This window comes from Paenibacillus athensensis (assembly GCF_004514475.2).
GTDB lineage: Bacteria > Bacillota > Bacilli > Paenibacillales > NBRC-103111 > Paenibacillus_AL > Paenibacillus_AL athensensis.
The window spans coordinates 33,770-54,339 of the sequence record NZ_MYFO02000019.1 but is presented as its reverse complement, the minus strand read 5'-3'; the positions used below and the strand labels follow the sequence as shown (position 1 = coordinate 54,339).

General features: G+C 59.9%; 15 protein-coding genes and 1 pseudogene. 15 read left to right on the top strand and 1 reads right to left on the bottom strand.

Annotated features, from left to right (window positions below; all coding sequences use genetic code 11):
- The first annotated feature begins 67 nt into the window (after positions 1-67).
- The 15 genes and pseudogenes from B5M42_RS23480 to B5M42_RS23410 all read left to right on the top strand — a co-directional run bounded on the left by B5M42_RS23480 (position 68) and on the right by B5M42_RS23410 (position 18,620).
- Positions 68-967 carry a helix-turn-helix transcriptional regulator gene (locus B5M42_RS23480; protein ID WP_134756385.1) on the top strand — a complete coding sequence of 300 codons (900 nt, stop codon included), beginning with the start codon at positions 68-70 and terminating at the stop codon, positions 965-967.
- An 85-nt stretch (positions 968-1,052) separates the two neighbouring features.
- Positions 1,053-1,139 (top strand): annotated as a pseudogene (locus B5M42_RS25800) (helix-turn-helix domain-containing protein); the annotation flags it as partial.
- A 176-nt stretch (positions 1,140-1,315) separates the two neighbouring features.
- Entirely contained in the window at positions 1,316-2,185 is an 870-nt protein-coding gene (locus B5M42_RS23470) for a DUF2167 domain-containing protein (protein WP_134756383.1), read from the top strand.
- 169 nt (positions 2,186-2,354) lie between these two features.
- Positions 2,355-5,714 (top strand): glycoside hydrolase family 2 TIM barrel-domain containing protein, encoded by a 3,360-nt coding sequence (locus tag B5M42_RS23465; protein ID WP_134756381.1) that lies wholly within the window; start codon positions 2,355-2,357, stop codon positions 5,712-5,714.
- 140 nt (positions 5,715-5,854) lie between these two features.
- Positions 5,855-7,636 (top strand): sensor histidine kinase, encoded by a 1,782-nt coding sequence (locus tag B5M42_RS23460; protein ID WP_134756379.1) that lies wholly within the window; start codon positions 5,855-5,857, stop codon positions 7,634-7,636.
- The gene (locus B5M42_RS23455) at positions 7,633-9,345 is read left to right on the top strand and encodes a response regulator (protein WP_134756377.1); all 1,713 of its coding nucleotides are present in this window, start codon (positions 7,633-7,635) and stop codon (positions 9,343-9,345) included. Before B5M42_RS23460 ends, B5M42_RS23455 begins: the two co-directional genes overlap by 4 nt.
- 155 nt (positions 9,346-9,500) lie before the next feature.
- Positions 9,501-10,832 carry an ABC transporter substrate-binding protein gene (locus B5M42_RS23450; RefSeq protein ID WP_134756375.1) on the top strand — a complete coding sequence of 444 codons (1,332 nt, stop codon included), beginning with the start codon at positions 9,501-9,503 and terminating at the stop codon, positions 10,830-10,832.
- A gap of 692 nt (positions 10,833-11,524) precedes the next feature.
- Positions 11,525-12,421, top strand: a complete 897-nt coding sequence (locus tag B5M42_RS23445) for a carbohydrate ABC transporter permease (protein WP_134756370.1) — start codon at positions 11,525-11,527, stop codon at positions 12,419-12,421.
- A 17-nt stretch (positions 12,422-12,438) separates the two neighbouring features.
- On the top strand, positions 12,439-13,266 hold the full coding sequence (locus B5M42_RS23440) for a carbohydrate ABC transporter permease (protein WP_134756368.1): 828 nt from the start codon (positions 12,439-12,441) through the stop codon (positions 13,264-13,266).
- 31 nt (positions 13,267-13,297) lie between these two features.
- Complete coding sequence (locus B5M42_RS23435; RefSeq protein WP_134756366.1) at positions 13,298-14,395, top strand: Gfo/Idh/MocA family protein; 1,098 nt, start codon at positions 13,298-13,300, stop codon at positions 14,393-14,395.
- 5 nt (positions 14,396-14,400) lie between these two features.
- Complete coding sequence (locus B5M42_RS23430; protein WP_167690209.1) at positions 14,401-15,486, top strand: Gfo/Idh/MocA family protein; 1,086 nt, start codon at positions 14,401-14,403, stop codon at positions 15,484-15,486.
- 18 nt (positions 15,487-15,504) lie between these two features.
- Complete coding sequence (locus B5M42_RS23425; RefSeq protein ID WP_134756362.1) at positions 15,505-16,455, top strand: dihydrodipicolinate synthase family protein; 951 nt, start codon at positions 15,505-15,507, stop codon at positions 16,453-16,455.
- Positions 16,452-17,162 (top strand): N-acetylmannosamine-6-phosphate 2-epimerase, encoded by a 711-nt coding sequence (locus B5M42_RS23420; protein WP_134756360.1) that lies wholly within the window; start codon positions 16,452-16,454, stop codon positions 17,160-17,162. Before B5M42_RS23425 ends, B5M42_RS23420 begins: the two co-directional genes overlap by 4 nt.
- Positions 17,155-18,138, top strand: a complete 984-nt coding sequence (locus tag B5M42_RS23415) for an ROK family protein (protein ID WP_167690207.1) — start codon at positions 17,155-17,157, stop codon at positions 18,136-18,138. Before B5M42_RS23420 ends, B5M42_RS23415 begins: the two co-directional genes overlap by 8 nt.
- Positions 18,135-18,620, top strand: a complete 486-nt coding sequence (locus B5M42_RS23410) for a YhcH/YjgK/YiaL family protein (RefSeq protein WP_167690205.1) — start codon at positions 18,135-18,137, stop codon at positions 18,618-18,620. Before B5M42_RS23415 ends, B5M42_RS23410 begins: the two co-directional genes overlap by 4 nt.
- A gap of 284 nt (positions 18,621-18,904) precedes the next feature.
- On the opposite strand, the gene B5M42_RS23405 is transcribed toward B5M42_RS23410, so the two are convergent.
- The gene (locus tag B5M42_RS23405; RefSeq protein ID WP_167690203.1) at positions 18,905-20,530 is read right to left on the bottom strand and encodes a patatin-like phospholipase family protein; all 1,626 of its coding nucleotides are present in this window, start codon (positions 20,528-20,530) and stop codon (positions 18,905-18,907) included.
- Positions 20,531-20,570 lie beyond the last annotated feature (40 nt).

Genomic DNA, 20,570 nt, shown 5'->3' with positions numbered 1-20,570 from the left:
ATAACAGGATTTTGACATATGCGGCCATCTAAAATCAGGATGCTGTCGTACCGGGGAGAAAAGTCCGATGAACAAGGAATTGCTGCGTGAAAAAAGACAACATGGCAGCCCGCTGCACCCTGTAAGCGTCTACGATATCGCTTGTCCGCCGGATGTGCCGTTATTGCCCCTGCATTGGCACGACGAGCTGGAGCTGTTTATGCTGACGCAGGGGCGGGCGGTGCTGCGCGTCGGCTTGGCCGAATACGAGCTGAAGGCGGGCGAAGCGGTGTTCATCAACAGCGGCGAGCTGCATGCCGGATTCGCAACGGACGGGCAGGAATGCTCGTTTGTGGCCGTTGTGTTCCATTCCGGCCTACTGGGCGGTCCCGGTGATCCGCTTTATGAAACGTATCTGGACCCGCTGCTGCGCGGGCGTTATACCGTGCCCGTCCACTGGCGGCCGGGCGAACCGGAACATGCCGGGCTGCTCGCGCTGCTGCAGCAGGCAGCCGAAGCGCAGCGAGCCGCTGCGCCGGTGTTCGAGCTGCTGACCCGCGGTCTGCTGCAGCAGCTTGTTGCGAATCTGTTGCGGCTGGGCGGTCCCGCGCCGGGCGCGGCGGCGTCCGCTGCCGACCGTTTGAAGCTGGAAAGGCTGAAAACCGTCGCCCGTTATATGCAGGAGCATTACGCCGAGCCGATCCGCCTCGGGGAGCTGGCCGCGCTCGTGTCGGTGAACGAGTCGTATTTATGCCGTTTTTTCAAAGAGCTGACCCAGCAGACCCCGATGGAATATTTGCATCAGGTGCGAGTGCAGCAGGCGGCGCTGCTGCTGGCCGGAGGCTCGGCCAAGGTGATGGATGTGGCGCTGGATACCGGCTTCCATCATTTGAGCTATTTTATCGCCGTGTTCAAGCAGCATTTCGGCTGCACGCCGTCGGCGTATCGCAAGCGGGAGCAAGCGGCGCAGGGGAGCGGCCAAGGCTGAGCAGTGCCTGTAGCGCCTGTTTTTCAAGCTGTTTTATTACGAAAAACAATAATTATTTATTGTAAAACGATAAATGATTGGATATATTCATTTTTCCACGCTGGAAGCAATTTGCAAAGCTTTGGATTGGCAGCCGGGCGATATTCTGGAGTACGAGAGCGACGGGGAATGAAGTTGATAAAAGATCGCTGACCATTCGTTCAGCAGCACGCATGACGACAGAGCCGCCTGGGTATAGGCGGTTTTTTTTTGATATTTGAAAAAAGCTGGATTTTTATGGAGCCATGTACTATAGTGAGAGCATATTGTTTGATATATCATACAGAAGAAGATCAGGGGGATTTGAACATGAAGGTTTGGAAAGCAGCGGCAATAGCTTTGATCGGGGCCGTGGCGCTCAGCGGCAGCGCGGGAGCCGAGAGCGAAGCGCAGTATCAATGGACAGCGGGCGGTAAGACAGTATCGCTCGGCAAGATGGCGACGCTGGATTTGGGCAGCGAATTCGTATTTCTGGATGCGGACAATACCCGCAAGATGCTGACCGACAGCCACAATCAATCGTCCGGTCAAGAGATCGGCGCGGTATTTCCGCTTGACGAGCAGGCGGGCTGGGAGGTGCTGTTTGAATATGAGGACGCCGGTCATATCAGCGACGAAGAGAAGACGGAGATTGACGCCAAGGGCATTTTGAAGGCCTATCGCGAAGGGACGGAGAAAAGCAACAAGGAGCGGGCGGCCGAGGACCAACTGTTTGTTACAGGCTGGGATATTGCGCCGTTTTATGAGGAGCAGCACCATAATTTGACGTGGTCGATGCTGGGAGAAGATGCGCAGAAGCAAGAGCTTGTGAACTATAATGTGCGGCTGTTGACGCGCACGGGTTATATTTCGGCTGTGCTCGTGTCCGACCCGGCGCACCGGGCTGCGGATCAGAAGGTGCTGGCCGAGCAGATTTTGCCCAAGCTGAATGTTGTGCAGGGCCAGCGTTACGAGGATTTCAATCCAGCCAAGGACAAGGTGTCCAAATACGGCCTGACGGCATTGATTCTGGGGGGAGCGGGACTTGCTGTCGCCAAAAAGGTCGGGCTGCTCGCGGTGGTGGTGCTGCTGCTCAAAAAGCTGTGGATTGTGCTGATCATCGGCTTTGGCGTCATCGCCCGTTTCTCCAAAGGGCTGCTCGCCCGCTTCCGCAACCGTTCCTCGTCGCGCGGATTGTAACTCTATAGGCAAGAAGCCGCCTGCCGGCGGGAAGCTCGTTTCCACCCGTGCGGGCGGTTTGTCTTTGGACGCGTCCCCCGTTCATGCTACAATGTGGTAGAAGATCGGCCATTTCGAGCGACGGAGGAGCCGATTTCAGTTGAAATCGTTTCCAAGGGGGAAGCCGCATATGAACAACAACAACGACGATTTACTGGCTTGGCTTGGCGATACGGGCGTTTATCGGGTCCATCGGCTCGATGCGCATTCCGATCACCGCTATTACAGTACGCTGGCCGAGGCTGAAGCAGATGGCCCGATGCCGCTGCGCCACAGCTTGAACGGGGCGTGGCAGTTCAGCTATTCCGAGCATCCCGATCAACGACCGGCGGCGTTTTATCGGACCGACTACTCCTGCCGGGATTGGGCTGAGATTGAAGTGCCCGGTCATATTCAGCTGCAGGGCTGGGGCGCACCGCAATACGTCAACACCATGTATCCGTGGGATGGCACGGAGGATATCCGCCCGCCTGCGCTGCCGCGGGGACGCAATCCGGTCGGCAGCTATGTCAAGCATTTCGAAGTCCCGCCCGCGCTGGCCGGACAACCTTTATATATTTCGTTTCAAGGTGTGGAATCGGCTTTGTATGTGTGGCTGAACGGCGAATTCGTCGGCTACAGCGAAGACAGCTTTACCCCGTCCGAGTTTGAGCTGACACCGTTTATCTGCGAAGGCGAGAACAAGCTGGCTGTCGAGGTGTATCAATACAGCACGGGCAGTTGGCTGGAGGATCAGGATTTCTGGCGGTTTTCCGGCATTTTTCGCGAGGTGTATTTGTTTGCCGCCCCCCGTTTGCACGTATGGGACGTGCGGGTGCAGGCCGGTCTGGACGATACGTATGCCCGCGGGCTGCTGCGTCTGGAACTGGATATGCGTGATCCCGGCGCCGGTCCGGCCGCGGCGGAGCTGGAGCTGCGCGATGCTGCGGGCCGGGCGGTGGCCGCGGGGCGCGGCACGTTCGAGGGCGGCAAGCTGACGCTGACGGCGGAGCTGGATGGGGTGCGCACGTGGAGCGCAGAGGACCCGTATTTGTACCGCGCCTATGTAACGGTGCTTGATGGCGACGGCCGCACGGTCGAAGCGATCGGGCAGCCCGTCGGCTTCCGGCGTTTTGAAATGAAGGACAAGCTGATGCAAATCAACGGCAAGCGGATCGTGTTCAAGGGCGTTAACCGCCACGAATTTAACTGCCGCCGCGGGCGGGCCATTACGGAAGACGATATGCGCCGCGATATTGCGATGCTCAAGCGCCATAACATCAACGCCGTGCGCACGTCCCATTACCCGAATCAGACGCTGTGGTACGAGCTGTGCGACGAATACGGGCTGTATGTGATCGACGAGATGAATCTGGAGACGCACGGCTCCTGGCAGAAGCTGGGCGCGGTTGAACCGTCGTGGAACATTCCCGGCAGCAAGCCGGAATGGCGGGATATTGTGCTGGACCGGGCTGTGTCGATGCTGGAGCGGGACAAAAATCATCCGTCGATCGTGATCTGGTCGTGCGGCAATGAATCGTATGCGGGCGAGGTGCTGCTGGAGGTGTCGAATTATTTCCGCGTTGCCGATCCGGGCCGGCTCGTCCACTACGAGGGCGTGTTCCACAATCGGGCGTTCAACGACACCAGCGACATGGAGAGCCGGATGTACGCCAAGCCGGCCGATATTGAGGCGTATTTGGCGGCGGAGCCGGACAAGCCGTATATCAGCTGCGAGTACATGCATGCGATGGGCAATTCCGTCGGCGGCATTCACAAATATACGGAGCTTGCAGGCAAGTATCCGATGTATCAAGGCGGATTCATTTGGGACTACAGCGACCAGGCTCTGGTCAAAAAAGACCGCTACGGCCGCGAATTTCTCGCCTATGGCGGCGATTTCGGCGATCGGCCCTCCGATTACAGCTTTTGCGGCAACGGCATCGTCTATGCCGACCGGACGCCGACGCCCAAGCTGCAGGAGGTGAAATTCGTCTATCAGAATTTCCGGCTGGAGCCGCAGCAAGACAGCATTCGCATCGTGAACGACAGCCTGTTCACGAACGGCGACGGCCTGCTGCTGGAATACCGGCTCCTCCGCGACGGGCGGGAGCTGGGCGTCTGGCAGGCCGACGTGCGCGTCGAGCCGTTAAGCGAGACGCGCGTGACGATTGCGCTGCCGGAAGCGGCGGCGCGCGGCGGCGTTGCACCTGTGGGCCGCGGCGAAGACGGCGAGCTGGTGCTGCACGCGTCGCTCAAGCTGAAGGCAGCGTCGCCGTGGGCCGAAGCGGGCCACGAGGTGGCCTTCGGCGAAGCCGCTCTGGCTACGCCGCGGGCGGCGGGTGGCGCAGAGGGCGCAGCGGCGGGAGCGGCGGCGGCACGCGACTACGCGGGCGGTGGAGCAGGCAGCGCGGAGGGCGGTGCGGTCGGCGATGAGGCGGGCGATGCTGCCGGTCGTGATGCAGGCGATGCGGCCCCCATCCCGGCGGGCAGCGAAGCGGCGAACGATGCCGCGCCAGCCGGACGCAGCGGGGCCGAGACAACGCAAGTCGCCGCGGCAGCCGGCGCTTGGGCCCATGCAGACGGGACCGCGCCCTGCCCGCCTGCGCCCGATCCGGCCCCAACAGCGCTGGAGGTTGTCGAAGGCGACGTCAACATTGGCGTGAAGGGCAATGGCTTCACCGTTTTGTTCTCGCGTGCAGTCGGTTCGCTGGTTTCGCTACGCTACGGCGGGCGGGAAATGATCGAGGCTCCGCCTGTGCCGCTGTTCTGGCGGGCCACGACCGATAACGATAAGGGTGCGGGGCTTGGCTATACGGCCGGTCTGTGGTATGCGGCCAGTCTGGCCCGCCGCTGCGCGGGCATCGAGCTGAACCGCGAAGCGGCGGACCGCGTCAGCGTGGCGTTCGATTACCGCTTTGCGATCCATCCGGACATCCGCGTGCTGGTGATTTACATGGTTCACGGCGACGGTCGCGTCAAGGTAGAGAGCCGCTATCACGGCGCTGCCGGCTTGCCTGAGCTGCCGATTTTTGCGCTCTCGTTCAAGCTGTCGGCCGAATATAGCCAAACGGACTGGTACGCGCTCGGCCCGGAGGAGACTTACGCCGACCGGCAGCACGGCGCGCGTCTCGGGCTGTTCCGGCGCGACGTTGCCGAGCTTCCGGCACGTTATCTCGTGCCGCAGGAGTCCGGCAACCGCACAGGCGTACGCCGCGTGACGATTTCCCGGCCGGAGGACGGCAGCGGGTTGCGCATAGCGGCATCGCCGGGAGCGCCGGTCGAATGCAGCATCTCGCCGTATACGGCCTTCGAGCTGGAGCACGCCGCGCACGCCCATGAGCTGCCGCCGGTGCATTACACCGTCGTTACCGTGGCCGGCCGGCAGATGGGCGTCGGCGGCGACGACAGCTGGGGCGCCCCCGTGCATGCCGAATACCGCATTCCGTCCGACAGCGATCTGGCGTTTACGTTCTGGCTGTCCGCTGCCGGGCCGGAGGAGGCGGAGTAAACGACGATAACAGCGGCCCGAGATCAGCGTGCGCAGGCATGACTGCCCTCGGGCTTTTTGCCGTCGCGGCGGGCTAGTGAGTCGTAAACGGGGCAAGCTACAATCGACATTCTCATTCTGAAGCAAACGGGGCCATCATCATGAAGCTGCTGCAAGGCTGGAATTCCATACGCAACCGCATCTTTTTTTCCATATTGTTATTTCTGATTTTACCTTTTCTTGTGAGCTATTATTGGCTGGATCGTCCGCTGGAACGGGTGATTGAGCAAAAGATCGGCGACGCTTCCCAGGAAGCGCTGACCCAGGTGAATTTCGATATCGCGCTGTTTCTCGACGATATGCTGCGTCAGGCTGTAGCTATTTCCACGCACCCGGAGGTAACCGAGCTGCTGCAGCACCCGGAGCACTACAGCGATTACGAGCGGCTAAGGCTGCAGGACGTCGTAATCAATAAGCAGTTCAGCTCTTATTTTACGGAAACCTATGTGACATTGCTCGATTTGAACGGGCATTGGCTGAGCAACCGTTACATGACCGAGGATTTGTATAGCGCTTATGTTAACACTTCATGGTATCGGGAGGCGGCTGAAGCGCCTTTTCAATTACAGTGGAAGCTGCTTGGTGAGCCTTACGTGTATTCCGATAAAAAGCCGCTAATTACGCTGGTCAAAAGCATGACCGATCTGCAGACGAACCGCAACATCGGCGTGCTGCTGTTTGCTGTAGCCGAACCGGATTTGCGCAAATATTTGACGCCGCTCGACGGCGAGGTTGCGCTGCTGGATGCAAGCGGGCAGATGATTGCCGGGCCGTCCGCTGCCGGCGGCGAAAGCGGATCGGCCGGTAAGGCGTATTTGCAGGAGGCGCTCAAGCAGCGCAAGGGTCAGTCGATCGTCAGCGATGAGCGCGGCAAATGGATTGTCAACTATGATACGATTACCGAAACCGGCTGGAAGCTGGTGCAGCTGATTCCTTACGATACGGTTTTTCATGAAATTTTTGCGATTCGTCGCACGAATGTAGCGATTGTGCTCGGAATTTTCCTGCTGTTTATGGCGATTACGCTCAGTATTTCCTGGGGGATTACCAAGCCGCTCAAGCTGCTCAACAAGCGGATGGAGGATATTCAAGAGCGCGAATTCCGCAGCGTGATCGCTGTGTCAGGGCCCAGCGAGGTTGCCACGCTGATTCGCACCTACAACGAGATGGCAAGGCAAATCCGCGAGCTGATCCAACGGCTGAAGGAGCAGTATCAGCAGCGGGAGGACTTGCGTTTTCGTGCGCTGCAGGCGCAGATTCGGCCGCATTTTATTTTGAACACGCTCAATAACATCAAATGGATGGCCTATATTCGCAAAGAGTCGGACATCGGCGATATGCTGTCAAGCCTTGGCGGCATGCTGGAAGCCAGTATCGGACGGGGCGGCAATTTGATTTCGCTGGAGCAGGAAATGCAGTATATTGAAAACTATATCGCGCTGATGAAGCTGAAATACGACGACAAATTAACGCTCATCACCACTCTGCCGGCTGAGCTGCGCGCGCAGGAAATGCTGAAGTTTACCTTGCAGCCGCTGGTGGAAAACTGCATTCAGTACGGCATTGAGCCGTTGGACGGCGCAGGAATTATCGAAGTCGAAGCTGCTGTAGCGGATGACTGCGTGCTGCTGACGGTGCGCGATAACGGAGCGGGCATTTCGCCGGCACGGCTGGAGGAGCTCGAACGTCTGCTGGAGAGCGATCTGCACGGAGAATGGTCGACGCGAGTCGGGCTCAAAAATGTCCATGATCGCATTCGGCTGCACTTCGGCGAGAGCTTCGGGCTTTCGCTGCGCAGTGAACCGGGCGCAGGGACGGAAGTGCTCGTTCGGCTGCCGCAGAAGCTGATGGAAAAGGGGCTAAAAGGGGAGGCAAGCCGATGAAGGTTATGCTAGCTGATGATGAAATTTTGGTGCGGCTTGGCGTCAAAACGATGATCGATTGGAGCGCGCACGGGTTCGAATATGTCGGCGATGCGCCCGACGGCCGGCAGGCGCTGCAGCTGATCGAAGAGAAGCGGCCCGATATTTTGCTCACGGATATCGTCATGCCGCAAATGAACGGTCTGGAGCTGATCGAGCGGGTCCGGGAAGCATTCCCGCAGCTGCGGATCATTGTGTTGAGCAGTCATGACGAATATGATTATGTGCGCAAGGCGATGAAGCTGGGCGTCGACGATTACTTGCTCAAGGCGTCGATGAAGCCGGACGAGCTGCTGGAGCTGCTGCAGGAAACGGCGCACAAAATCAGGCAGAGTCAGCTTGCCCCGCCGCAAGCTGTGCAGCTGCCTGAAGCCGCCAGCGAAGAGGAGCGGGCTAGGCGTTGGCTGCGTACGCTGCTGGAAAGCGATCGCGCAGCAGCCGCTGCGGCGGTAAGCGCAGCTACAGGTAACGCACCTGCCGGCACGGACGCTGGGGCCGCTTCGACTGCGGCAACGGTGCCGCCAGGGGCGAATGCCGCCGCAGCCGCAACAGCTGCGGCGTTCGCTGCCGATGAAGCTGCCGCCGCTTGCCCGCTGCCGCTTGGCGCGATCAATAAAGCGATGCGGCTTATCGTGCATCCGGCCCCTGATAAAGCCGAAGGCTCGGTTCGGCCGGTCGTGCTCCAGCTTGTCGGGCAGGAGCTGGAGCGCGTGGCGGCGGCTGCGGTTGTGGCCGATTTGGGTCACGACGGGCTGGCCGTCTGGCTGCCTTTGGACGCCGCGGCGCAAGCCGACGGGCTTGAGATGGCGTGTCGGGCGATCGTGCAGGCGGTCAAGCGCTTCCTCAATTTGACCGTTAGCATCGGCATCTCGGATGTATGCTCCGGGTATCGGCAGCTGCGGCGGGCGTTCGAGCAAGCCGACGCAGCGGCTGGCCGCTCATTCTACGAAGGGATCGGGCGCGTCTATACCTGGAAGGGCGACATAACGCGGGCGGACGTTGAGTCCGTGCGGATCGGCAAAGCAGATGAGCTGGTCTTCAAGCGCGAGCTAGGCCAACTCCAGCTGCCGCAGCTCAAGCAGCGGCTGCACGAATGGTTTGAGCGCCTGGATCGCGCCCGGCTGCCCAAGGACGCCTGCATCCAGTGGTGCTTGCAGCTGTGGTCCATGATCCAGGCAGAGTGGGAAACCGCGTTTAGCGAAGAGCCCTGCGGGCAGCATGACGCCGCGGAACGTCCGGCGTATCGGCAGATCATCGAATTTCAGCAGCTGGCTGATGCGCTGGACTGGTTCGAGCGGCTGCTCGATAGCGTTGCGGACAGCGAAGGCTTGCGGCATCGCGAGTCGCATCGCGAGGATATCCGTGAGCTGCTGCGCTTTTTACAGGAGCATTACGCTGAAGAAATCAGCTTGAAGCTGGCCGCAGACAGGCTGAAGCTCAACGAAAGCTATTTGTCTTATTTGTTCAAAAAGGAAACCCAGATCGGTTTCTCGGAATATATCAACCAATTGCGTGTCGACAAAGCCGCCGAGCTACTGCTGCATACGGATTTGCCGGGCTATGCGATCGCCGAGCGGGTTGGATACGAAAACGTCAACTATTTCGGGCGGATTTTCAAAAAAATCAAAGGTTTAAGCCCCCAGCAATTTCGCGCTGCCTACCGCATCTAAAGAAAATGAACATGGATCTTTATTTTGTGAATATACGGGCACGGCAGCCAAGCAAAGTGAAGATTTCTCCAAGATCCGTTTCTTCTGAGGATGCAGCCGGCTCGGTATAATGAGGCATGTAAGAAGAAACTTTATCTAACAGGAGGGTCACTCAAATGAAGAAAACGCTTGCAGGTGGATTGGCGATGCTGCTTGCGCTCGGACTGCTCGCAGGCTGCGGCGACAAGCCGGCCGCAACCCCGAACGGTGCGGAGAACCAGCCGCCGACCGCAGCCGCAACGCCGGTGAATTTGACGTGGTGGGTTATTCAGGACGTTGAAGCTTACGGCAAGTTCTATGACGACATGGTTGCCAGCTTCCAGCAGGAATATCCGAACGTTACGATCAAACGCGAGATTGTTCCGGTGGACAAAATCAACGAGAAGCTGAGCATTGCCGCCAACACGGGGCAGCTGCCGGACGTGCAGCAGGGCTCGATTTTCTGGCCGTTGTCTTATGCCTACAAGGATCTGCTCGTGCCGCTGGACGATATCATCGACAAGGCGGATTTTGACGATGCGATTTTGAAAAGCGTTTCCGTAAACGACAAGGTCTATATTTATCCGAACAATACAACGGCGATCGGGCTCGTCGTCAACAAAGATTTATTCAAGGAAAAAGGCGCGCTCGATCTGTTACCGAAAAACATGGAGCCGTGGACGACAGACCAGTTCCTCAAGGCGGCTCAAGCGGTGACCGATCCGGCCAAAGGGACGTACGGCTATGCGATGTATGCCGCGGACACCGGCGGCGACCAAGGGCACCACGCGATGCTGTGGGGCTTCGGGGCGAAATCGTTCAGCGACGACAACAAGACGGCGGTGCTCAATTCGCCGGATGGTGTCGAGGGGCTGAAATTTTATACAAGCCTGGTCGATCAGAAGCTTGTGCCGCCCGGTGCGGCTGGCCTGAAGGCGACCGAGGTGATCAACAACATGTTCCCGCAGGGCAAAATCGGGATGACGATGGGCAATATCGGTCATATCGACGCTTTCCAGAAATCGTTCAAGGACGGTACGAACAAGCCGTTTGAGCTCGATCTGGTCCCTTATCCGACCAAGGACGGCAAAGGCACGAACTCTGTGCTGTTCGGATACGGCACCTGGGTATGGAAGACGAAAAACGATGTCAACATCGAATGGGCAAAAAAATTCGCGCAGTTTATCAACAGCAAGGAAAATATGGCCAAATTCGCCGAGCTGCCTTCGGTCGTGCCGACTCGCAAATCGCTGGCGACGCAGTATAAGGAAGATTCGTTCCAGGCCAAGACGATTAAGCTGTTCCAATACGCCGGCAACGTTGGCGTGAACGTTCCGGGCTATGCGGAAACGCGCGCGGCGTTTTATCCGGAGCTGCAAGCGGCGCTGACCAAGGCGAAAACGCCGGAGCAGGCGCTGAACGACTGGGTGAGCAAAGCGAACGAAATTATTAGCCGCAGCGCCAAGTAATTCGCAGCGATGATGCGAAGAGTAAGGGGTGGCAGGGACGCCGTAGGGCGCGCAGTTTTTTTGCATCGCGTATTCCGTGTACCGCAGGGAGCTCGGCGTGCATAACGTACCGCGTTGCGTGCCACGTACCGCGTCGCGTGCCACGTACCGCGTCGCGTGCCACGTACCGCGTACCGCATACTGCGTACCGCATACTGCGTACCGCATACTGCGTACCGCATACTGCGTACCGCATACTGCGTACCGCGTACCGCATACTGCGTACCGCATACTGCGTACCGCATACTGCGTACCGCATACTGCGTACCGCATACTGCGTACCGCATACTGCGTACTGCATACTGCGTACCGCATACTGCGTACCGCATACTGCGTACCGCATACTGCGTACCGCGTACTGCGCACCGCGCACCGCGCACCGTGTACAGCGTACAGCGTACAGCGTACCGCGCACCGCGTACAGCGTACTGCGTACTGCGCACCGCGTACCGCGTACTGCGTACCGCATACCGCATACCGCATACCGCGTACCGCATACTGCGTACCACGCACCACGCACATCCGGAGCGCTGCGCCTGCCACACCGCTGGCCGGCAGACCGTCAAGGCGGCCTTGTCGGCCTCATTTTATACAATACGGGGGTATAGTATTTGATCGTTTCAAAGAAAGCAATAGAAAGGAGGGGCTTTTGAATGGCTGCCATCAAATCGGCTTTGCCGGCCAAAGCCGCGCGGCGTTCTTGGCACGGACTGTTGTTTTTCGCACCCTTTGCTGTGTTTTTTCTCGGCTTTGAAATTTATCCGATGCTGCGGGCGTTTTATTTGAGCCTGTTCGATTACGGCCTCGGCCAGCAGTCGTGGGTCGGTTGGGGCAATTACACACAGCTGCTTCATGATCGCGTATTTATTCGTTCCGTCGTCAATACGCTTGGCTTTGTATTCGGCTCTGTGCCGCTGACGTTTATTTTTGCCATGTTTGCAGCAATGGTCATTTACAACAAAAGCAAGCATGTGGCGTCGTTTTTCCGCGGCGCATTTTATTTGCCGATCGTCGCATCACAGGTGATTTTATCGATCGTTTGGGCGTGGATTTACAATCCGGTCAGCGGCGTAGCCAACTATTTGTTGTCGTTTGCCCATTTGGGACCTTTTTCGTGGTTGTCCAGCGAGCATTTGGCGCTTCCGGCGCTCGTGCTGATCGTTGTGACGTTTAATGTCGGTCAGCCGATCATTTTGCTGCTGGCGGGCATGGGGAACATCTCGCCGGATTATTACGAGGCGGCCGATCTGGACGGAGCTTCCGTCTGGTCGAAATTCATACACATTACGGTGCCGCTGCTGAAGCCGACGTCGCTTTATATTTTGGTTATGACGACGATTTGGGCGTTCCAGACATTTATCGTGGTGCAGATGCTGACGGGCGGAGGTCCGAATTATGCGACCTCGACGATTATGTATTTGCTGTATAATACCGCGTTTGTGTACGGACAGCTGGGTCTGGCCTCGGCGATGGGGATCGTGATTACGGCGCTGATTTCCGTCGTTGCGCTGCTGCAATTCAAGCTGATGAAATCCGACGTGGAGTATTAAAGAAAGGAGGCTTTCATATGGGAATCGCTGTGAGGGCGGGCAAGCTGGCCGCCGATGCGATCTTGCTGGTTTTTGCCGTATTTTTTATATTTCCGTTGTATTGGATGATCACAGGCGCATTCAAGGACCAGACCTCTTCAATGAAATTTCCGCCGGAGCTGATTCCGTCGTCGCCGACGCTGGCGAATTTCCAAAAGCTGATTGCCGACGGCGAGATCTTTCGCTGGTTGTATAACAGCGTGGTCGTTTCGGCCGTATCGACGGCTGCTGTGCTGCTGGTTGCGGCGATGGCGGGCTATGCGCTGACCAAACGCAAGTTTCCCGGCGCCGGCTGGGCGTTTACCGTTATCGTCGTCGTGATGTTCATTCCGCGGCAGATCACGCTCGTGCCGCTGTTTACGATGATGCGCGACCTGCATCTGGTCGGCACGCTGGCCAGCGTCATTTTACCGACCGTGTGCTTGCCGTTTGGCGTATTTATGATGAAGCAGTTCAGCCATTCAATTCCGACGGAGCTATTGGAGGCGGGCAAAATCGACGGTTGCAGCGAATTAGGCTTGTTTTTCCGCATTTTTGTGCCTGTGGTCAAGCCGGCGCTGGCAGCGCTCGCGATTTTTACGTTTACGTATGCATGGAACGATTTTTTATGGCAGCTGGTGATGCTGAGCGATCACACTCGCATGACGATCAACGTCGGTATCGCCACGATGGTGACGGAGTATGTGGCCAATTACGGCCTGCAGATGGCTGCTGCCGCGTTCGGTTTTGTGCCGGTGTTCGTTGTGTTTGTCGCATTTCAGCAATATTTTGTGAAAGGGATTACGCTCGGCAGCGTGAAGGGCTGATCTGATCCGTAGATAAAAGGAGTGGAAGGCAATGAACATCATGGGTATTGGCGTCGTGGGTTGTGGCTATTTCGGCGCTGAGTTGGCCCGCGCGGCCAATGGAATAGCGGGGCTGCGTGTAGCGGCTGTATATGGAGGAAGCCGGGCCGCGAGTCTGGCGGAGGAGTTGGGCTGCGCCGAGGAGCAAGAGCTCGAAGCGCTGGTCAAGCGCGACGACATTCAAGCGGTGATAGTTGCCAGTCCCAGCCATTTGCATGCAGAGGCGGCGCTGCTTGCGGCCAGCTACGGCAAACATGTGTTTTGTGAAAAGCCCGTGGCGCTGACACTTCGCGATTGCGCGGCGATGACTCGCGCTTGCAAGGATGCCGGCGTCCTGTTGATGGCGGGACATATTATGCATTTTATGCATGGGGTGCGCCAGGCCAAGCTGTGGATCGAGAGCGGCGAAATCGGTCAACCGCTGGTGGCTCACGCCGAACGAACGGGCTGGGAGGACAAGCAGCTCAACGTAAGCTGGAAAAAAAATCAGGCGACCTCAGGCGGTCATCTGTTTCACCATATTCATGAGCTTGATCTGTTGCAATCGATCATGGGCCCGGCTGTGGCCGTCACGGCGGCAGGCGGCAATCTTGCTCATCAAGGCGAAGGCTACGGCGATGAAGACGATGTGCTGCTGCTGACGCTGGAGTTTCCGGACGGGGCGCTCGGGACGATGCAGTACGGATCGGGCTTCCGCTGGCCGGAGCATTACATCAAAATCGGCGGTACGGAGGGAGCGATCCTGCTCGATATGCAGCGGGCCAAGGTGCATTTGCGCAAGCCGGGTCAGCTGACGACTGTCAATCTGCACGCGAATGATGCCGAGGATCTGGAGCGCGCGTCGTCTTACGAAACGATGGACGGCGGCATCGCTTACGGAACGGCGGAGAAGCGCACGCCGGGCTGGCTGCGGACAGTCATCAGGCTGGAGCTGGAGGCGTTTGGCCGGGCGCTGCACGGCGAGACGCCGGAGCCGTCGGTTCGCGCCTTGTTTAACGGCAGCGCCGGACTTTCGTCGGTCGCTACGGCGGAAGCGGCGATGGCTGCGCTGCGGACGGGCTGCCGGATCGTCATTGCCGAAGGAGAGTGAGGTCTGTGGGAAGCAAGCGGCTGCGTGTAGGAGTAATCGGCTGCGGCAATTTCGGCAGCGAGCTGGCGCGGATCGCCTGCGAAACCGCGGGCGTGGAGCTGGCAGCCGTTGCCGGCGGCTCCGACGATACGGCGGCTCGGCTGGCTGCTGAGCTTGCGTGCGCCTGCGAGCCGGACGCGGAGGCCCTGATTCGCCGGACGGATGTCGATGCGGTAATTGTCGCCAGCCCTAACTATTTGCACAAGCAGCATGTCCTGCTGGCGGCGCAGCGAGGCAAGCATGTGTTTTGCGAGAAGCCGACAGCGCTCTCGTACGCCGATTGCTGCCAAATGGTCGAGGCGTGCCGGGAAGCGTCCGTTGTGCTGATGGCCGGGCATATCCTGCATTTTATGGACGGGATCGACAAGGCGAAACGGCTTGTGCGTGAGGGCGCGCTTGGCCGATTGTTAACCGCTGGCGTCGAGCGAACGGGCTGGATGAGCCAAGCGTCCGGCGCGGGCTGGAAATACCGCCCCGAGCTGACGGGCGGGTATGTGTTCCATTTTATTCATGAGCTGGATCTTGTGCAGTCGTTTTGTGGCCCGGCGCTTGGCGTATCGGCCGTTCGGGCGGCGCGGGACGGGCGCGAGGCGCTGCAGCTGCAGCTGGCTTTTGCCGGCGGTGGCGTCGGTGCGATGGAATACGGTTCGATGTTCCGTTGGGGTGAGCACCGGATGACGTTGAATGGCACGGCTGGAGCGCTGCAAATCGATTTCTCGCGTTCGCTGGTGACGTTGCGCCGACCTTCCGGGACGGAGAAGTTCGGGATTAACGGCAGTGAGAACGAAGACGCGGCCCGAGTCCGCAGCTATGCGGCTGCAGGTGGCGAGATTGCGTTTACCGGCGCTGCGGAGCGGCCGCCGCTGTTTTTGCGCGGTCCGCTCCGCAGGGAGCTGGACGCTTTCCGCGCTGCAGCGTTGGGGCTGCCTGCTGCTCCAAGCTGGCTGCCGCTGCTTGACGGCACTGCGGCGTTATCGTCCGTGGCGACAGCGGAAGCCGCTGTGAAGGCGCTGGAAACAGGCAAGCGTGAAATTATCCAAACTTTTAGATGAGAAAAAGGAGACATTTCGATGAAACCCTATGATTTGACCCGATTCCACGGAATTACAATTGCCATGTACGGCTGCTACGATTCGGAAGGACGAATCAGCCCGCAAGCAGTCAAACGCTTGGCCCGCACTTACGCCGACGCCGGCGTGAAGGGCTTGTACATCGGAGGCAGCAGCGGCGAGGGCATGCTGCAAAGCGTCGAGGAGCGCAAGCAGGTGCTCGAAGCCGTCATGGAGGAAATTCGCGGCGAATTGACGGTCATCGTTCATGTTGGCGCAGCGGCGACCCGAGACGGCATCGAGCTGGCGGTTCATGCCGAGCAATGCGGAGCGGACGCCGTGTCCGCTGTCCCTGCCATTTATTACCGGCTGTCGGAAGCAAGCGTTGAAGCGCACTGGCAAGCGATTATCGACAGTACGGAGCTGCCGTTTATCATCTATCATATTCCGCAAACGACGGGCTTCCAGCTGACCAGCGCGCTGCTCAGCAGGATGGCGAAGCAGGATAAAGTCATCGGGGTAAAAATTTCCGCCGACAGCGTCTTCGAGTTGCAGCAGTTCAAAGCGGCGGGCGGCGACAGCTTCCTCGTGCTGAACGGACCCGACGAGCAATACGTGGCTGGGCGTAGTATGGGCGCAGACGGCGGCATTGGCGGCACATACGGCGTGATGCCGGAGCTGTTTTTGCATCTGGAGCGTTGTTTTGCCGACAATCGGTTGGCGGATGCGCGTCGCTGGCAGTACCGGATCAACGAAATTATCGGCGAGCTGCTGAGCTTTCCATCGTTGTACGGGGCTTGTAAAGCAATCCTGAAGCAGCGTGGACTTCATATCGGTGAGCCGCGCTTGCCGCTGCTGCCGGTGGGAGAGAAGGATCTGGAGCGCATTGCCGAGCTGGAGCTGAAAATCGCCCGCTACACGGCCTTGGCCAGAGAAGAGGCCGGGACGGGAGCAAGCGGAGGCCGCCGATGAGCGCCGGCAGGCTGCCTGCGGTCCGGGGATTGATCGTGTCCTGTCAAGCGCTGGAGCACGAGCCGCTGTTCGGCGGCGGAACGATGGCGCAAATGGCCAGAGCAGCCGAGCAGGCCGGGGCAATCGCCATTCGCACGAATGGTGTTGATGACATTCGCCGCATCAAGAACGTCACGGCGCTGCCGGTGATTGGCCTGATTAAGCGCGACGTGCCCGGTTCCGCCATCTTCATCACCCCGACGCTGGACGAGGTGGAGGCCATTGTCGAGGCTGGAGCCGATATTGTTGCGCTCGATGTGACGCTGCGGGAGGAGCGGGACGTGACGGCCCGGGAGCTGATCCGCTACATTCACAGCTGCGGCAGGCTGGCGATGGCCGATGTCTCGACGCTGGAGGAAGGATGGGCTGCCGACCGGATGGGTGTCGACTACATCGGCACGACGTTGTCCGGGTACACGCCCTACAGCCTGCAGTCGGAGGAGCCCGATCTGGAGCTGGTCGCACAGCTGAAGCGGCGGGTCCGGGCCGGCGTTATCGCCGAAGGCCGCATCTGGACGCCGGCGCAGGCCGCGGCGGCGCTTGAGGCTGGAGCCGACTATGTTGTTGTCGGCAGTGCGATTACGCGTCCGCAGCTCATTGCCGCCCGATTCGTTGAGGCGGTTCGCGCAGCAGCCGATAGCACTGGGGGAGGCGAGTCTCATGGCTAAGCCGATGGCTGACGAGACGGCGGAGCTGGCGGTTGGCGTCGATGTCGGCGGCACGAAAATTCACGCTGCGCTGGTTGACCGGACCGGAGCGATCCGTCGGCGACTGCGGATAGCGACGCAAGCAGCCGACGGCCGCGCCGCCGAGCGGATCATGGAGGCGATTGCCCGGCTGCTTGCCGAGACGCCCGACGATAGCGTTCGCTTGCGCGGCATTGGCATCGGCACGGCCGGTCAGGTCGATTGGCAGCGAGGCGCAGTGCGCTTTGCCTCCGATCTGCTGCCGGGCTATACCGGCACGCCGCTGCGCGACATCGCGACCCGACGATTCGGCTTGCCCGTGTGGGTTGACAACGATGTCAACGTACTGGCGTTGGCCGAACAAAATCTTGGCGCCGGCCGCGGCAGCCGTCATATGGTCTGCTTAGCGATTGGCACCGGCATTGGCGGCGCCGTCGTCAGCGGCGGCAAGCTGCTGCGCGGCTGCTGGGGCGGCGCCGGCGAGCTCGGCCACTTGTCCGTGCGCTTCGACGGCCAGCCGTGCCGCTGCGGCGGAACCGGCTGTCTGGAGCTGTACGCTTCGGGTACGGGCATTGCCGAGCAGATGCAGCGCAAGCTGGCAGAAGCCGGGGTAACGGACCGTCCGGCCCGCATTGGCGCGCGCGAGGTGATCGCCGGCTGGAGGAGCGGCGAGCCGTTGGCGCAAGCCGTGCTGGAGCAGGCCTTCGCCGCGCTGGGAGCGGCTACGGCTTCGCTGATTCATACGTTCAACCCCGAGGTTGTTGTCGTCGGGGGCGGCGTAGCCGAGGCCGGGGCCGATTTCCTGCAGCGTATCCGCGAAGAGACGCTGCAGCGGACGATGCCTGCATTACATGAGCGCGTAAGCATCGTCGGGGCAGCTCACGGCAACGACGGCGCTGTCATTGGCGCTGCGCTTCTGGCATGGGAAGAGACGAAGAAAGAGGAGGAAGTCCGATGATCGTCGGTCAACTTGCAGGCCGCCAGCCTGAGCTGTACAGATTGCCCGCGGCGCTGGAAGAAGCGTTACGCGAGCTACTGACCCGGGACTGGGATTCGCTTGCGCCGGGGCAACACGCGCTGAATGGCGAGGAGCTATTCGCTGTCGTACTCGATAGCCGGACGCGCCCGGCAGAGGGAGCGCTGGCGGAGAACCATTTTGATTACGCGGATATTCATTATTTACTCGAAGGGACGGAGCGCATTGGCTGGACATCCAGCAGCGGGGGCAGGTCCCCCGTCAGCGTCAACCGTTCCGAGGATGTCGAGCTGTACGAACCGCCGGCTGCAGAAAGCGGCTTGCTGATGCTGCCGGGCATGTACGCGATTGTGTTTCCCGGTGAGCTGCATCGGCCGGGGCTGTGCGCTGACGAGCCCGAGCCTTTCAGGAAAGTGGTGCTCAAGCTGCACCGCTCGGCGCTCAGCAGAGAATCCACCGAATGACCCCGACTGCTGCAGATGCCCCAAAAACAAAACCCTTCTCTCGCCATAGCTGGTGAAAGAAGGGTTTTCCGCGTTGCGCCAATGGCCGGATAAAAGCGAGGGGGGTGCCCGTCTGAAGGCTGCCCGACGGTCGGCCCCGCGCTTAGGGTCGTGCTCGGCCCCCCTAAGCCAGAGGCCGCGCTCCCGCACCGCTCCTCAGGGCCGCACTCACCCCCCATGCCCAAAGACCGCGCTTCGTGCGGCAAGCGCCAGTCATCGGTTCCAACGGACTAACGGGCGTTGGCCTAGGCGGCGTTGTGGCCGCGCAGCTCCGCCATCGAGCCCTTGCCGTTGCCTCGCCGCGCCAGCCGCAGCAGCAGGATGACGCCGGCCACGGCTGCGACGGCGAGCGGAATGACGCCGAGGTAGAGCAGCGCCTGCAGCACGCCGCGTTCGACGCTGATGTAAACAAATAACGCAATGTACAAAAGCAGATACAGCAGGCTGATGGCGGCGGAAAAAGAGAATCCCCCAGCGGTTGGCGTCGGCTTGCTTTTGCTTCCCATCAGCGATAAATATTCGGCGGTCGGCTGCTGCATATACGGACGGATCTGACCGAATTCCCAATCGTCCGCGTCAGGCGCCGGCGCAGCGGCAGGGGTAGAAGCCCCGGACCCAGCGGTTGTTGATGTCCCGGTGCCTGTCGAAGCGCCCGCCGCAGCACCAACCGCAGCTTCAGTCCGAGCCGCAGCCGCCGCGCCCGCCGAGACCCCGGTGTCAGTAGCATTCCCAGCCGCGGCTCCAGCGCCCGTGTCAGCCCCCGCGGTGCCCGCACCCGCCGCCGCTCCGCTATCAGCTCCAGCCGCCGGCGCTGGCTGATGCAGCTCCGCAATCTGCCGGTTGCAGGCGCAATATCCGGCGTACATCAGCGAATACGCTTCGACTTCGCTGAACGCGTTCAAATCGGTGCGCAAGCCCGCCGTCAGCTGCCGGGCAACAGCATCGATGCCGGGAATGTCATCGCGCATACCAACGAGCGTTTCGACGCCGCTGGCGAGCCGCAGCTCGCGAATGGCATCCATAAACAAGTCCTGGATGCGGAAAAACGATTCCGCTCCATTCACCTGCGCATAGCTCTCTGTGCTGATCGGCTTCGATGCGTCGCTGAGCAGCAGCTTCATTTCGCTTTGTCCGAGCAGCTGCAGGGCATGACCGCCCAGATTGTCGAGCACGCCGCCATCTACGCCGTGCACGGCTTCACCGTCGCCGAACGACAGGGCAATCGGCGTGAACAAGCCCGGCACACAAGCCGAAGCAGCGGCCATCCGGGCAATCGGCATCGCGGCGGCATCGACGGACGTGACGCCGTGCTTGCGCTCGTTGTGACGCCACAGCGGGCTCGCAACGTCCGTTGAGAAAAACAGCTGCTGGCCGTTTTCGAGGATCGACGTATTCAGGATCAGCTCGGGCTTGCGGTTGGCGGGATGCGCCGGCGGTTCGAGCAGCTCGCTGAACGTGCCCGACGCAAACAGCAGCTTGTTCATCACCAGCTCCAGCTGCGATTCAAGGGCGATATTCAGCCTCCGGGCCAGCCCGCGCTTCAGCAGCATGCGGATCAGCTGTGCGGGGATGATCCGCGCAACGACGCCGCGATAAAGCACGCGGTCGCGCACGTCTTTTTGCACAAAAGGCAGAAATTCAGCGATCACCTCGCGCACGAGTCGGCGGTAATCGTTGTCGTCCAGCGGCGCTTCCCGTTGGAGCAGCTTGCACAGCTTCTGGTAATAAAAAGCCCCGACAATCGAGCCGCCCGACACGGTGGATATGGCGCCGACCTCCTTGAGCAGCCCTTCGTCGGCCAAGCGGGCGAGCACGCCCAGATGAAACAACGAGGCGCGATAACCTCCCCCAGATAAAGCCAAACCGATCATGTACATCACCTTTCGCACTGCAAGTTTTTTCTATTATTGT